This is a genomic window from Stenotrophomonas maltophilia (genome assembly GCF_002799155.1).
Classification (GTDB): domain Bacteria; phylum Pseudomonadota; class Gammaproteobacteria; order Xanthomonadales; family Xanthomonadaceae; genus Stenotrophomonas; species Stenotrophomonas maltophilia_R.
Window position 1 is genome coordinate 1,167,993 of record NZ_NERD01000002.1, and the last position, 14,915, is coordinate 1,182,907.

10 protein-coding genes are annotated in these 14,915 nt (G+C 66.1%); 5 read left to right on the top strand and 5 right to left on the bottom strand.

What is annotated here, in order from left to right; genetic code table 11:
• Window positions 1-63: 63 nt before the first annotated feature.
• Entirely contained in the window at window positions 64-1,221 is a 1,158-nt protein-coding gene (locus B9Y82_RS06020; protein WP_100471927.1) for an ROK family protein, read from the bottom strand.
• Window positions 1,218-2,579, bottom strand: coding sequence for an MFS transporter (locus B9Y82_RS06025; RefSeq protein WP_238381545.1), 1,362 nt, complete (start codon window positions 2,577-2,579; stop codon window positions 1,218-1,220). The genes B9Y82_RS06020 and B9Y82_RS06025 overlap by 4 nt, the downstream gene beginning before the upstream one ends.
• Before the next feature lie 61 nt (window positions 2,580-2,640).
• On the opposite strand from B9Y82_RS06025, the gene B9Y82_RS06030 reads away from it, so the two are divergent.
• Complete coding sequence (locus tag B9Y82_RS06030; RefSeq protein WP_100471929.1) at window positions 2,641-3,123, top strand: LuxR family transcriptional regulator; 483 nt, start codon at window positions 2,641-2,643, stop codon at window positions 3,121-3,123.
• 51 nt (window positions 3,124-3,174) lie between these two features.
• Here the strand turns inward: B9Y82_RS06030 and aceE are convergent, their stop codons facing one another.
• Window positions 3,175-5,847 carry a pyruvate dehydrogenase (acetyl-transferring), homodimeric type gene (gene aceE, locus B9Y82_RS06035; protein WP_100471930.1) on the bottom strand — a complete coding sequence of 891 codons (2,673 nt, stop codon included), beginning with the start codon at window positions 5,845-5,847 and terminating at the stop codon, window positions 3,175-3,177.
• A 244-nt stretch (window positions 5,848-6,091) separates the two neighbouring features.
• Window positions 6,092-6,391, bottom strand: coding sequence for a hypothetical protein (locus B9Y82_RS06040; protein ID WP_100471931.1), 300 nt, complete (start codon window positions 6,389-6,391; stop codon window positions 6,092-6,094).
• A 139-nt stretch (window positions 6,392-6,530) separates the two neighbouring features.
• Here B9Y82_RS06040 and B9Y82_RS06045 point away from each other — a divergent pair, with 139 nt between their 5' ends.
• From B9Y82_RS06045 to B9Y82_RS06060, 4 genes are all read left to right on the top strand, one after another.
• Window positions 6,531-7,046, top strand: a complete 516-nt coding sequence (locus B9Y82_RS06045; protein ID WP_100471932.1) for an RNA polymerase sigma factor — start codon at window positions 6,531-6,533, stop codon at window positions 7,044-7,046.
• Entirely contained in the window at window positions 7,043-8,065 is a 1,023-nt protein-coding gene (locus tag B9Y82_RS06050) for a FecR family protein (protein ID WP_100471933.1), read from the top strand. Before B9Y82_RS06045 ends, B9Y82_RS06050 begins: the two co-directional genes overlap by 4 nt.
• Before the next feature lie 141 nt (window positions 8,066-8,206).
• Window positions 8,207-11,140: a TonB-dependent receptor gene (locus tag B9Y82_RS06055; protein WP_100471934.1), complete on the top strand. Its 2,934-nt coding sequence runs from the start codon at window positions 8,207-8,209 to the stop codon at window positions 11,138-11,140.
• Window positions 11,141-11,150: 10 nt separating this feature from the next.
• Entirely contained in the window at window positions 11,151-12,746 is a 1,596-nt protein-coding gene (locus tag B9Y82_RS06060) for an alkaline phosphatase D family protein (protein WP_100471935.1), read from the top strand.
• Window positions 12,747-12,799: 53 nt separating this feature from the next.
• On the opposite strand, the gene B9Y82_RS06065 is transcribed toward B9Y82_RS06060, so the two are convergent.
• A complete protein-coding gene (locus B9Y82_RS06065; RefSeq protein WP_100471936.1) occupies window positions 12,800-14,908 on the bottom strand; it encodes a phosphocholine-specific phospholipase C in 2,109 nt (702 codons plus the stop codon).
• Window positions 14,909-14,915: the final 7 nt, after the last annotated feature.

Here is a 14,915-nt window from a genome sequence, read left to right on the forward strand (position 1 = left end):
GGGACCCGCTGCACGGTAGGTCCGGGCGATGACGGAATTGTTTACTTCGGCGGAAATAAACAATTAAACGATGGCATCGGCACCCAGCTGGTGGATGGGCAGCAGGGCCGCGCCCACCGATACCGCAGACCCTCCCAGTCGTGACACATGCACCTGCGGCAGGCGCAGGCTGTCCAGCGCACTGCTCCAGCGTGCCGGCTGCCGCAGGTATTGCCCCAAGGCGTCAAGCACCTGGCGGGGCAGTGAACCGGACAGGATCACGGCACCCGGATCGAGCCAGGCGACGCCCGTATTGGCCGCTGCGCCCAGCTGATTTCCGGCGCGTTCGGCCCAGGCACTGATGATGCCGGCATGGCTTTCCAGGCAGGCCTCCAGCTCGAACAGCGAAGGAATCCCGGCGCCGGCGTCGCGCAGGGTGCCCAGCAGGTCGATGCCCGAGGGGCGCGGTGCGTCCATGCGGAACAGGCGGCCGATGTCGCCGGCATTGCCGAATTCACCGCGCATCACATCGCGCCGATGGATCACGCCACCGCCGACGCCGTGACCGACATACAGCAGCAGCGCCGACGCGCAGTCGCGGATCAGCCCGCTGTCGTAGTACTCCGCCAACGCCGCCAGGGTCGCATCGTTCTCCACCCAGACCGGGAAGCCGAAGTAGTCTTCGAAGAACTGGTCGTTGTCGATATCGCGCCAGCCATGCAGCCAGTCCACCGCGTGCCGGCGTGCCGGACCGGTGTCGACCACAGGCCCAGGAACGGCCACGCCGAGGCCCAGGAAGCGGGCGCGCATCAGTCCGGTGCTGCTGGTGAGGCTGCGCAGGCGCTGGTCCACGCGATGGACGAAATCGCGGGGATCTGCGCTGTCGAATGCGGTGGCGTCACGGGCGATGACCTGGCCGGCGAAATCCACCAGCGCGATCTCCAGCCAACCGGGATGCACCGTGGCACCGGCGGCATAGCCACCCCGTCCGGACAGCGCCAGTGGCACCGAGGGACGCCCACGTTGGCCGTCGGACAGTTGACCCTGTTCCTCGATTACCTCAAGCATCAACAGTTCGCGCGCGAGGCGGGTCAACGCGCCGTTGTGCATGCCCAGCTGGTGGGCGATGGTGATGCGGGGAACCGCACCCATCGTGCGCAACAGCCAGATGATGCGCTTGTGGTCGGCATCCAGCGCGATCAGCGGTTTGCGGCGCAACCGCGATGTGGGAGCCAGGCTCATGGCTGCAGGCCCTCGCTACGGGGCAGCGCGCTTGGCCAGGCCAATGCGGCCAGCGCCAGCAGGCTGCCGACGGCGACCAGCGCGATCAGTGCGGCGGCTGTGCCCGGATCACCGGCCTGTATGCCGGGCAGCAGTTGGCCCAGCAGCAATGAGGAGGCGGCGATGGACAGTTTCATGGTTCCAGTGAGCAGGGCAAAACAGCTCAGGTCATCCTCGCGTCCGCTGCGGGCGGCATGGCGACGGGCGATCAGCGCGGTCCGCCGCCACAGCACCAGGCCGACGCTGGCCACAGCGGCTCCATGGGCGGAAGCACATGCAATTGCTACAGGCAGGGAGGGCTTGGCCTGGTATCCGCCGACAGCAGCGACGGCCAGCACCGACATCAACGCGATCATTCCTGTCTCGCTGTGTAGCGAAGAATGCAGGCGAAGGCAGAGCCAGGGCGCGACCACCATGCCTGCCACCATGGCGAAGGTCAGCGTCGCGCCCTGGTCGGCAAAGGGAAACAGACGCCCGGCCAGGCCAACCAGCGCCGTCTCTGCCGCTGCGGCCAGCAGAACCGGCAGCAGTGCCGGCAGGGGCAGGGCGCCGGTAACGGGCATCCTGGCTGCGGAGAGCCGTGAGGGCGTGGAAACGCAGGCGAGGGGAAGCGCGGCGCAGGTAATCAGGACGCCGATGATCATGCCGATCAGCAACTCGTTGCCACTGCTGCCTGGGGAGGCAGGTGCGCCGACCACCCCGAACAGTGCTGCGGCGATGCATAGCTTGGAGATCGGCACCACCACAGCGCGGGTGGAGACATAGCGCATGGCCTCGTCTTCGTCGCGGGGCAGCAATGACGTCAGCGCGTTCTGGGCCACGTCGTAGACCGCATAACAGGTGCGGAACAGCAACGACGCGGCCAGCAACGGCAGGAAGGCGGACCCGTTTGCAGGACCTGGGCTGAACAGCAGGCAGGCACTGGCGGCGGTGCCAAGGCCGCCGATCAGCTGCAGGCGCAATGCGAGGCGATGCTGGTTGCGCAGGCGTGTGAACATGGCGGCCAGCAGCAGGTCCAGAACACTGCTGTAGGCCAAGGAGATCGCCAGCAGCTGGCCGGTGTGGGCAGCCGACAGTCCGAGCCGGGCGTGCAGGTAGAAGCCCAGCGCGAGGTCCACGAACGACCAGGCCAGAGTGCGGGCGAAGTGGCCGGCGGCATAAAGATGCCGCAGCGAGGGCTGCGCGTTCAACGCCGTGTGGGGGAAGGATTGCCGGAGATTTGGGATCGTTCTACTGCCCGTGTGTGACAGGGGCCTGACATGGCGCGTGGTCGGCCATTCAGCAAGTGGCTTGCACCACAGGCCGTGGGCGCGCAGCATTCGCCTTGCTGCGCCCGGCAACGCGTCACGCAGCGCTTTCTTCACTGGAACGGAGCAACGTATGAAACTGTTGTCCGCTGTGTTGTTGTCTGCGCTTTCGCTACCCGCTGTTCCGGCACTGGCAGTAGAGGCTTCGCCCTCACCGCTGCTGGGGCGCTGGTCGCTGGATATCGCCACGTCCGCGCTGCCAGAGGCGCAACGCCCGAAGCAGGTGGTGCTCGAGTTCAAGGACGCCGGTGCGGGGCGTTGGAGTTCACATGTGGACATCGTCCTGCACGATGGCAAGACCATGAAGTCCGACGGCACGCTGGCGCTGGATGGCACGCCGGGGCCATTGTCCGGCACCTATGGCGCAGACAAGGCCAACCTGAAACTGCCGGCGCCGAACACGCTGGTGATGCAGCTGGTGGACCACGGTACGCCGGCCTCCACCCGCATCTATACCGTGGCGGCCGACCGTACGACGATGACCGAGACCAAGGCGTTCTACGGCCACGACGGTACGCCGATCCTGCAGACCAATCTGTTCAAGCGGATGCCCTAGCGTTGCCGCCGGCACCACGCCCGCAGAACGGGCGTGGTGAACGCAGCAGCCTTACACCGCGGCCGGATCGCGCTTGCCGGTGTCGATGCCGTACTTGTCGATCGCCTCCTGCATCCGCGAGCGCTCGATGCGCCCTTCGTCGGCCAGCGACTTCAGGGCCGCCAGCACGATGAAGTGGCGGTCCACTTCGAAGAACGTGCGCAGCGACTCACGCGTGTCGGAACGGCCGAAGCCATCGGTGCCCAACGCGGTGAAGCGGCGGTCGTTGATGAAGGGACGGATCTGGTCGCCGACGATCTTCATGTAGTCGGTGGCCACCACCACAGGCCCTTGGTGGCCCCGCAGGCACTGTTGCACGTACGGCACACGCGGTTCCGCGGCTGGATGCAGCAGGTTCCAGCGCTCGGCGGCCAGGCCCTCGCGGCGCAGTTCGGTCAGGCTGGTCGCGCTCCATACATCGCTGGCGACGCCGAAGTCCTGCCGCAGAAGTTCGGCTGCGGCTTCCACTTCGCGCAGGATCGAGCCACTGCCCATCAGCTGCACGCGTGGCTGCGAGGCGGCATCGGCGGCTGCCGGATGCAGCAGGTACATGCCCTTCAGTATGCCGGCCTCGACGCCTTCGGGCAGTGCCGGCTGCGGGTAGTTCTCGTTGAGTACGGTGATGTAGTAGTAGATGTCTTCCTGGTCGACGTACATGCGGCGCAGGCCGTCGTGGATGATCACTGCCAGCTCGTAGTTGTAGGTCGGGTCGTAGGACACGCAGCTCGGGATCACCGACGACAGCACGTGGCTGTGGCCATCATCGTGCTGCAGGCCTTCGCCCATCAGCGTGGTGCGGCCGGAGGTAGCACCGAGCAGGAAGCCGCGGGTACGTGCATCGGCTGCAGCCCAGGCAAGGTCACCCACGCGCTGCAGGCCGAACATCGAGTAGAAGATGTAGAACGGAATCGTCGCCAGGCCGTGGTTGCTGTAGGCGGTGCCGGCGGCGATCCACGAGCAGATCGCACCGGATTCGTTGATGCCCTCCTGCAGGATCTGGCCGTCCTTGGCTTCCTTGTAATAGCTCAGCTGGCCGGCATCCTGCGGGGTGTACAGCTGGCCCAGGTACGAATGGATGCCGATCTGGCGGAACAGGCCTTCCATGCCGAAGGTGCGCGATTCATCAGGCACGATCGGAATCACCAGCTTGCCCAGCTCCGGGTCCTTCAGCAGGCTGGTGAGGATGCGCACGAAGCCCATGGTGGTGGACTGGCCACGATCACCACTGCCCTGAAGTTGGGTATTGAAGATCGACAGCGGTGGCAGCGGCAGCGGATCGACCCTGGCCAGGCGCGCGGGCAACTGCCCGCCCTGGATGCGGCGGCGTTCGGCGAAGTAGGCGGCCTCGGCGCTGCCGGGTTCCGGGCGCAGATAGGGCATTTCCTCCAGCAGGTCGTCGCTGACCGGCAGGTTGAAGCGGTCGCGGAAGGCGCGCACTGCATCGGTGCTCATCTTCTTCAGCTGGTGGTTGATGTTCTGGCCTTCGCCGGCTTCGCCCATGCCGAAGCCCTTGACCGTCTTGGCCAGGATCACTGTCGGCCGGCCGCTGGTGTTCACCGCCTGCTGGTAGGCGGCGTACACCTTCTGCGGATCGTGGCCACCACGTGCCAGCGCCCAGATGTCGTCGTCGCTCATGTGCGCGACCAGCTCCAGCAACTCGGGGTAACGGCCGAAGAAGTGTTCGCGCACGTAGGCGCCGCTCTGCGACTTGAAGGTCTGGTAGTCGCCATCCACGCATTCCATCATGCGCTGGCGTAGCAGGCCGCTGTGGTCGCGGGCCAGCAGGTCGTCCCAGCCGCTGCCCCAGATCAGCTTGATCACGTTCCAGCCGGCCGCGCGGAAGGTGCCTTCCAGTTCCTGGATGACCTTGGCATTGCCGCGCACCGGACCGTCCAGGCGCTGCAGGTTGCAATTGACCACGAATACGATGTTGTCCAGCCGCTCGCGCCCGGCCAGCGAGATCGCCGCCAGCGATTCGGGCTGGTCCATCTCACCGTCGCCGAGGAAGGCCCAGACCCGGCGGCCCTGGTGTTCTTTCAGACCGCGGTACTCGAGGTAACGCATGTAGCGCGCCTGGTAGGCGGCGGTCAGCGGCCCCAGCCCCATCGACACGGTGGGGAACTGCCAGAACTCCGGCATCAAGCGAGGGTGCGGATACGAAGACAGGCCTTCGCGGCCGGCTTCGCGGCGGAAGTTGTCCATCCGCGCAGGATCGATGCGGCCTTCCACATAGGCGCGTCCGTAGATGCCTGGCGCTGAATGACCCTGGATGTAGATCATGTCGCCGTCGAAGGCGTCGGTGCGGCCTCGGAAGAAATGATCGAAACCCACGTCGTACAGCACTGCCGCCGATTGGTAGGTGGCGATGTGGCCGCCCACGTTGGACTGCTTGCCAGCACGCAGCACCATCACCATCGCATTCCAGCGGATCATCGCGTTCAAGCGGTGCTCGATGGCCAGGTTACCCGGATAGGCCGGCTGGCGCTCGGGTGGAATGGTGTTGACATAGGCGGTCCACGCGCGCGCATGCAGGTCGCCGTGCTGCTGCGCGTCCAGTTCGCTCAGCTGGTCGATCAGGTAATGCGCACGCGGTCGACCGCCGGCCTGCATCACCGCCTCCAGCGACTCGCGCCACTCCTGTGTTTCCAGTGGGTCGGTATCGAAGGGAATGAGGGCTTGATTCATGGCTGTCTCCAGAAAGCGCCAGTTGGACTTCGGCCTGGGCGACAACACCGGCAGGACGCACAGCACTGGAGCGGGGTCGCAACGGCGGAGCCGTGACGCGAAGGGCGACCGTCGTAGTCACCGAGGAGACAAGCGTAGGCCCGGCCCTGTGCCTTCGATAGGCGGGCCCGGCTTGGGTCTCTGGCAAGCAAGGGTTGGCACGGCGCGCCGTATCATGGGCGGGCGTGCTGCGTGCGGCCGCTGATCAGGCCGGGGACAGGCCCGGGAAGAACATCGGGATGACCGCCACGCCGACGCCCAGCAGGCACCAGGCCACGATCGGCAGCCAGCCCGAGAGCTGCTGGCAGCGTTCCGGCAAGCGGCGTCCTCCGATCCACAGCAGCAGGGTGAGCAGGCCCAGCGCGTAGGCGAGGGCGACGACCACCGGATGCACGTGGACGACCCGGCTGGGTGGCCACATCTGCTGCTGGTAGGCGGTGGTGTGGGCGACCAGCAGCAGGAACATCAGGCTGCTGAGGGTATTGATGGCGGTGCGGGCGTTCATTGCGGGGCGCTCCTTGTGCCGGCTGCCGGGACAAGGCAGGGGCGGCATTCTAGCCGCTGCCTGTGGGCTGTTGAAACGCCACTGTCATCGATGGCCGTCACCCTGCAGGGCTTTCCAGCCTCGGGGTGGTTGGCCGGCCGTGAACAGCGTGAGGATCTGGGAGAAGGGCTATGCGCTGCGGCGGCGGCTGCTCCGTGGCTTCTTCCTGCGCCGCGGTTCTGCCAGCGAAGATGCCGAGGACCTCGCGCAGGAGGTTTACCTGCGGTTGCTGCGGGCCACCGGCGAGAATGCCGCAGCGATCGAGAACCCCGAGGCCTACCTGTTCACGGTCGCGGCCAATCTTGCACGGGAGCATGCACGCTCGCGTTCGTCCCTGCCGCCGCTGGAGGACGTCGACCTTCTGGCCGAAGTGCTGAAAAGCGAAGAAGACATCGAAGGTGCATTCGAGCGCGCGCAGCGCTGGAACGATATCCGCGCCACCATCGCACGGATGCCGACGGCCACGCGGCGGGTGATGGAGCTGCACTACCGCGACGGGCTGGACTGCCCCGCAATCAGCCAGCAGCTGCAGGTGTCGGTGCACATGGTGCGCAAGCACATCGGCAAGGGGCTGGAGGCGTGCAGGAAGGCGCTTGGCGCCAGGGAGCACACATGAACCGGAACCCATCCCCCGTGGTCGACGACATGATCGCCTGCGAGGCCATGGACTGGTTCCTGCGCAATCGCGACGGAATGCTGGGCGAGGCCGAGCGGGGTGCATTCCTGGACTGGATGAAGCGCTCGCCGGAACACGTGCGCGCGTACATGCACGCCCTCGCGCTGCATCGGCAGGTCGGTGAGGCGCTGCAACCGCCATTGCCGGAAGAGGCGCCGCTGCTGCCACGGCAGGCTGCCGCCAAGGTGGTGCCCCTGTTCGGTAGCGCACAGGCCGCGCCGCGCGCTGCGCCGCGTCGTCGCCACGCGCGCTGGTGGGTGGCGGCTGCCGTCGCCAGTGTTGCACTGCTTGGCGTGGGCCTGGTTCCGCAGCTGATGCCCACCGACCAGCTGTACAGCGCCAACCATGGTGAACTGCGTGTGCTGGTGCTGCCCGACCAGACCCAGGTGCGGCTCAACGCGGACAGCCGGCTGCGGGTACGCATGGGCTGGTTCAGCCGCAGGGTGGAGCTGCTCCAGGGCGAGGCCTCGTTCGACATTGCACGCGACCGACGGCCGTTCAACGTGCAGGTGAACGGGCTGGAGATCCGCGACATCGGCACGGTGTTCGACGTGTCCCGACGGCTGCAGGGGACGCGCATCGGCGTGGTCTCCGGCGAGGTGGAGGTATGGAGCCAGGGCGAGGGCGCCCGGCGCCTTGCGCAACTGGGCGAAGGCCGGGTGGTACAGGTCGACGCGCGAAGTCAGGCCGTGGAGACGCTGGATGTGCCGTTGTCGATGCTGCTGGACTGGCAGCAACGCAAGGTGTCCTTCCTGGACGAGCGGCTGGATGAGGTGGCCGCCGCCTTCAACCGGCACAACCAGGTGCAGGTGCGGGTGCTGGATGAAGGTGCGGCGTCGGCGCGGCTGTCCGGCAGCCTGGATGCGCATCGCATCGGCGCGCTGCAGGCCTTCCTCGAACGCGATCCACGCTTTGTCGTCCGTCGCGAAGGCGACACGGTGCGGGTTGGCAGTCGCTGAGGGCGACGTGGCCGTGCACTGTCAGAAAAGATTCATCGAATCCGCATTCTCCACTTCGGTGGAAGCGGGCTCTTACTTGGAAGAAGCCGCTGCCGATCCGCGCAGTGGCACCTGCTGCCTTCTCTCTTCCAAGGACCCGTGATGCGCAACACGCTCTACCTGTCGATCCTCCTCGCTCTGTCTCCCTGCGCCGTTCCGCTGGCGTCCGCGGCCACTGCCGATGGCCTGGAGGCCCGCGTATCGGCGCCGATCGCAGCACAGCCCCTGTCGCGTGCGCTGGAGCAGTTGTCGCGCAGCTCCGGCGTGCAGTTCCTGTATTCGGGCAGCGGTGAAGCGCACATGGCCGGGGCGGTGCCGCGTGGTGCGACCGTCAAGCAGGCGCTTGACGCACTGCTGGCAGGGACTGGACTGGGCTACACCGTGGTTGACGGCAACGTCATCGCCATCGATCCGGCGCCCGCACGCAACGAACCGAAGCCGGTCGCGCCGAAGCCGCGCGAGGCCGAGGCAGTGGTTGCGCCGACCCTGGGCACGGTGAAGGTGATCGCCGCGCACGAGGTGATCGACCAGAAGAAGACTTCGCCGGTGATCAAGGATTCGGTGATCTATGACGAAATGGACAGCTACGGCGACGAAACCCTGGCCGAAAGCCTGATGGCCGCGCCGGGCCTGAGTGCGGTGGAAGATGCCGGCGAGCCCCGTTACGTGACCGTGCGTGGCGTGCAGGCCAACCTCAACTACACCACGATTGATGGCATTGCGATTGCCAGCGTGGGTGGCAGTGGCTCGGGTGAGCGCATGAACAACCTGCAGCTGATTCCCAGCGATATCGGTACCCGTACTGACATCTACAAGAGCTTCAGTGCAGAACAGGCGCCGGACGCGATCGGCGGTGTGATCGACATCATCAGCCGCAGCGCCTTCGACCGTTCCGGCAAGTATGTGTTCGCCGATGTGGCCGGCATCTACTCCACGGCCGAAACCAATGTCGAGCGCAGCGCCGGTGGGAACCACGAGACCCTGGGTCACTTCGGCAAGAGCGCCAAAATGGTGTTCTCCAACCAGTTCGGTGCCGACCAGGACTTCGGCATCGTTGCGGTGGCGCGCTATGAGCAGCGTTCGCGCAACAGCGTCAAGCGCTGGGTGGAGTCGAACTACTACTACAACGACGCCGGCAAGTACCTCACCGACGGCACCACCGGGCCGGACGAGGCCAAGGGCTGGAACGGGCTGCGCGCGCCGGGCAATTTCAGCACCGGCACCTACACCAACTTCATCACCAATTTTGGTGGCTCGGCCAAGCTGGAATGGAAGCCATCGGATGATCCGTTCTACGCATCACTGCTGCTGTACTCGTACCGGTTCTATGAGAACTCGACGATGAACAAGACCGATCTGTACGGCAATGCCAAGTTCCCGATCCGCAACCAGACCGAGGACAGCGGCACCACCCAGATCAACAGCATTTACATCAAGAACCGGCACGACCGCTGGGACCGCAGCAACCGCGGTGCCATCGCCAGCTTCAACTGGGATATCGGTGATCGCTCGCGGCTGACCCTGCGCGGTGGCCACACCGAAGAAACCTTCCACAACAATCAGGTCTACTGGGGGGTACGCGCCTACCCGAGCAACCTGTTCGTCGACTACGAGAATGACAGCCATGGCTTTCCCAATGCGGTGGCGGTTTCCGATTCCAGCCTGCTGACCAGCTCGGCGTTCAAGCTCAATCCTGCCCAGGCCTATATCTCGCCGCGTGATGCCAAGGAGAGCATCGACAACCTGCGCGCCGACTTCAGCTACAACATTGATGCCGATGCACGTGGCTTCGGCCTGGCTGCTGGTGCGGAATACCGCCACCTGAAGATCTGGCAGGACATCGACTTCGACTACTACAAGAGCAGCGCGACGCTGAACGATTACCTGTACCCGGGTTCGACCCTGCTGGGCAGCGTGCCGGGTTTCCCGCTGATCGACAACCGCAAGTGGAACGAGGAACTGCTGCCGGAACTGGGCAACAACAATGCGGCGTATCCGAATGCCAACTTCACCAGCGACTACAAGTACGTGGAGGACATCACCAATGCCTACGTCTCCGCGCACTACGCCTGGGACAGGCTGCTGCTGATCGGCGGCCTGCGCTACGACCACACCCGCTTCGATGCCTACAGCCCATTCAGCGATGATGGCGGCGCTACGTATACCTCCGCCTTCCGCAACACGAGCGGTGGCTACAACAACCTGCTGCCCTCATTGAATGCGACGTTCAAGCTGAGCGAGGACCAGCGCCTGCGCTTCTCCGCCAGCCGCACGCTGGGCCGGCCGACGCCGAGCAACATCGCCCAGGCCACCAGCACCAGCTGTGGCGATGACGAGGAGGGCAGGGGCTTCTGCACCATCAAGCAGGGCAATGCCGATCTGCAGCCGCGCCGTTCCACCAACATCGACCTGGCGTGGGACCTGTACTTCAACGGCAACAACGGCCTGGTCTCGGTCGCGCTGTTCGACAAGGTGATCAAGGACGACATCTACACCCTGACCACCTTCGAGAACGTGGGTGATACCCGCTACCGGGTGACCCAGCCGATGAACACCGATGAGTCCAGGCTTCGCGGCGTCGAGTTCGCAGTGGCCAACCGCAACCTGCAGTGGGGCCGCCAGCGCTTCGACATGTACTTCAATGCCACGCGGCTGGATGGCCAGACCAACTACCGCATCAGTGATGGCACCGAGCGTCGCCTGGACCGCCTGCTGTACCAGCCGGACTGGTCGCTCAATGGTTCGGTGATCTGGCGCATGCCGTGGAAGAGCGCGCAGCTGCGCCTGTCCGGCACCTACCGCAGCCGGATGCTGGTCGACTTCGGCGATACGCAGTGGCTGGATTCGTACTACGACCCGTACATGACCTTCAACATGGCCTTCAGCCACAAGGTCAGCAGGCACGTGACGCTGAAGTACGAGGCCAAGAACCTGTTCAACACCCAGCCGACCTACAGCACTGGCCCCAATGGGCGCTTCCGTACCGAGATCGACGACTACGGCCGCTTCTTCTACTTCCACATCATCTATAACTGAGGACGCAGCCGTGGATACGATCAATCGCAGGCGATTCCTGGCCCTGGCTGGGCTGTCCGCCGCCGGCGCCTGGATGGGTACGGCGCACGCGCTGGCGGCACAGGCCGATGCCACCGCGTTGAACCCGCGCAACCTGCTGGCCTCGCCGCGGTTTGCCAGCTCTCCGTTCACCCTGGGCGTGGCCTCGGGTGATCCTTCGGCCGATGGCATGGTGCTGTGGACACGGCTGGCGACCGAACCGCTGGTGTTCGGCGGTGGCATGCCGACCCGGCCGATGGTGGTCGAATGGCAGTTGGCTGCGGACGAGCGTATGCGCAGGGTGGTGCGCCAGGGTTCGGCGATGGCGCATCCCGAGCTGGGCCATGCCGTGCACGTGGAGCTGGAAGGACTGGCACCGGGCCGACCTTACTGGTATCGCTTCACGGTGGGCGGCCATGCCAGTGCGGTGGGTTGCACGCGCACGCTGCCCGCAGCCACGACGGCGGTGGATCGGGTGCGCTTCGCGGTAGCGGGCTGCCAACACTACGAAGAGGGCCACTACACCGCGTGGCGGCGCATCGCCGAGGAACCGCTGGATTTCGTTTTCCACTATGGTGACTACATCTACGAGGGCGAAAGCCAGCCGGGCCTGCGGAAGATGAACGGACAGCCGTTCACCAACCTGCGCAATCATGTCGGGCCGCAGACCTACACGCTGGACGACTACCGCCGCCGCTACGCCCAGTACAAGAGCGATGCCGACCTGCAGGCCGCACATGCGTCTGCACCGTGGTTCGTCACCTTCGATGACCATGAAGTGGACAACAACTGGGCCGGTGCCGAGGACCAGGACGACACGCCCAGCGAAGTCTTCCTGCTGCGCCGCGTGCAGGCTTTCCAGGCGTACTACGAGAACATGCCACTGCGACGATCGGCGTTTCCGCGCGATGGCCACATGCAGATGTACCGGCGTGCGCGCTACGGCACGCTGATGGACCTGCACCTGCTCGACACACGCCAGTACCGCAGCAAGCAGGTGAACATGGCGCTGCGTGAGGAAGTGGAATCACCGGCGCGCAGCATTGTGGGTGCGAAGCAGGAGCGATGGCTGTTCGACGGCCTGGCCGATGCCACGCCGCGCTGGCACACCATCGCCCACCAGGTGGCACTGGGCAACTACATGCGCGAGAAGGACGGGGCGGTGCAGTCGTCCGATGACCAGTGGTCGGGTTATCTGGACAGCCGCCGGCGCCTGCTCGACCACATCCAGGAGGTCGGCTTCGGCAACGTGGTGACCGCCTGTGGCGACGCGCACCGGCATTACGCCAGCGACCTCGTGCAGGACCATCGTGATTCGGGCGTGGTCTCCAGCGAATTCCTCGCCACCTCGATCAGCTCGGGCGCCGATGGACAGGGCGTGGACGCGTATGCGCAGAATCAGCTGCGGCACAGTCCGCACCTGAAGGCGACCATCGACAAGCGCGGCTATGTGCTGTGCGATGTCACCCGCGATGCGTGGATCGGCGACATGAAGACGCTGGATGCCGTGATGCAGCCGAATGGCGCGCTGCAGAGCTGGAAACGCTATGCGGTGGAACACGGTCGGCCGGGGCTGCAGGAGGCCTGATCAGTACAGCCGCACTGTAGGGCCGAGCCTGGGCCCGGCTCTACAGAGATCCATCAATCGTGTTCGAAGCGCAGCGGTTCGCTGCCCATCGCCGGGTCGCTGGTGCCGGGGCGTCCATCCTCGGCCCGGCCTGCCAGGCGCAGCACGCTCTCACCCGCGCTGACGCGCAGGTCATACCAGCCGGCGGTAGGCATCGCATCCCACGCCAACGATGTCTCTGCATGTGCGGGCAGTGCCAGCGTCTGCTCGGGCATGTGCCCGGCATAGGCACCGGCATGCACGCGCACCTGTTGTGCGCTGTCACCCAGGTTGCGCAGGTTCAGCCGCAGCTGGTCGTCCGCACGCTCGACCGCCGCCTGCACGGCGGGTGCCTTGGCCGCCCCCTGGAAATGGCGGTGGAAGCCGTTCGGGCCCAGCAGCCACAGGTCGTAGCGACCGTGTGCATCCAGCGGCCAACGCGCCTGCAGTGGCATGCCCGGCACCAGCGTATAGCGGCGTGGCACCGCATCCAGCCTCAGCCGGTCGTAGACATGCAGCACCGCCGCCGCACCTTCGCAGGACAACCTCAGGTCCACGCCCGAGGCGTCGATCGCAGCAATCGATGCCTGCGGCCGGTAGGGCAGGGCGCGCGCTGGGCGTACGCCGCTTTCCTGTTTCGCCGGCTTCAGTCCGTCAGGCAACGCCGGCACGGTGCGTCCCGGCAGGGCGGCGGCACGTGCGGCCACCGCGCTCACGTCGGGCAGGCCGCGTACGAACGGACGGGTATCGCGCTGGGCGAAGTCGAAGGCGTTGCTCAGGTCACCGCAGACCGCGCGGCGCCAAGGCGAGATGTCCGGTGCGGCCACGCCGAAGCGGCGTTCGATCAGCCGTATGACCGAGGTGTGGTCGTACACCTGCGAATCGACCCAGCCACCGCGGCTCCAGGGCGAAATCACGTACAGCGGCACGCGCGGGCCCAGCCCATACGGACGGCCGCGCAGTTCGGCCGCGTCGTACTTTTCGTCGCCCGGGGCCGGATGGTGGTGGTACTCGCCCTCGGTGCTCACCGAGGACGCACCCGCCCAGCCCCCGCCCACCGGCGAAGGCGGTGCCGGTGGCGGCATGTGGTCGAAGAAGCCGTCGTTCTCGTCGAACATCAGCAGCAGGGCGGTGCGGCTCCACACTTCCGGATCGGCAGTCAGCGCATCCAGCACGCGCGCGGTATAGGCCGCGCCCTGGGCCGGGCTGGAGGGGCCGGGATGCTCGCTGCCGGCCGCGTCGGCGATGATGAAGCTGACCTGTGGCAGGCGTCCGTCGATGACGTCCTGGCGCAGCTGCGCCAGTCCACGCGTGCTGACCCCGCGTGCGCGCAGCTGCGGGTCATGACCGGGTGCAGCGCGGTAAGCCTGGCGGAACGCCTCGAAGCCAGCCAGCGGGTTGTCGGTGAAGTTGTCGGCCATGTCCTGGTAGATCTGCCAGGAAACGCCTGCCTTCTGCAGGCGTTCGACATAGCTGGTCCAACGGTATGACGCTGGATGCCCGCCATGTTCCGGGAAGTTGTCGTGCGAGTTGGCGATCACCGGGCCACCAGCGCGCGCGGCGGCATCGTTGTGGCCGGTCCACAGGAACACCCGGTTCGGGTTGGTTCCGGCCTGCATCGCGCAGTGGTAGGCGTCGCAGATGGTGAAGGCATCGGCCAGGGCGAACTGGAACGGCAGGTCGCTGCGCTGGAAGTAGCCCATCGAGTGGTTCTGCTTGGCCTTCGGCCATTGCCCCATCCGTCCGTGGTCCCAGGCCCGCTGTGCATCCGGCCAGGTGTGCGGCGTGCCTTCCACCCGCATGTAGCCGAAGTGCGCAGCGGTATCCAGCGGGAACGGTGCGATCGCGCGCTTGCCGCTGGCATCGGGTTGCAGCCACAGGCTGCGCGCGCGGCCGCCGGCCTGCAGTGCCTGCGCCGGAGCGACGAAGCGATCGCCGAAACCCCGTACACCCGGCAGTGTGCCGAAATAGTGGTCGAACGAACGGTTCTCCTGCATGAACACCACGATGTGCTGCAGGTCTTCGAGGCTTCGCGTCTGCGCGGCGGGGGCGATCGCTGCGGCCCGGGCGATGCTGGGCAGCAGCGGGGAAAGGCCAGCGGCAACGCCGGCCTGCAACAACCGGCGTCGGCCGATATCGGTCACGGGCTCA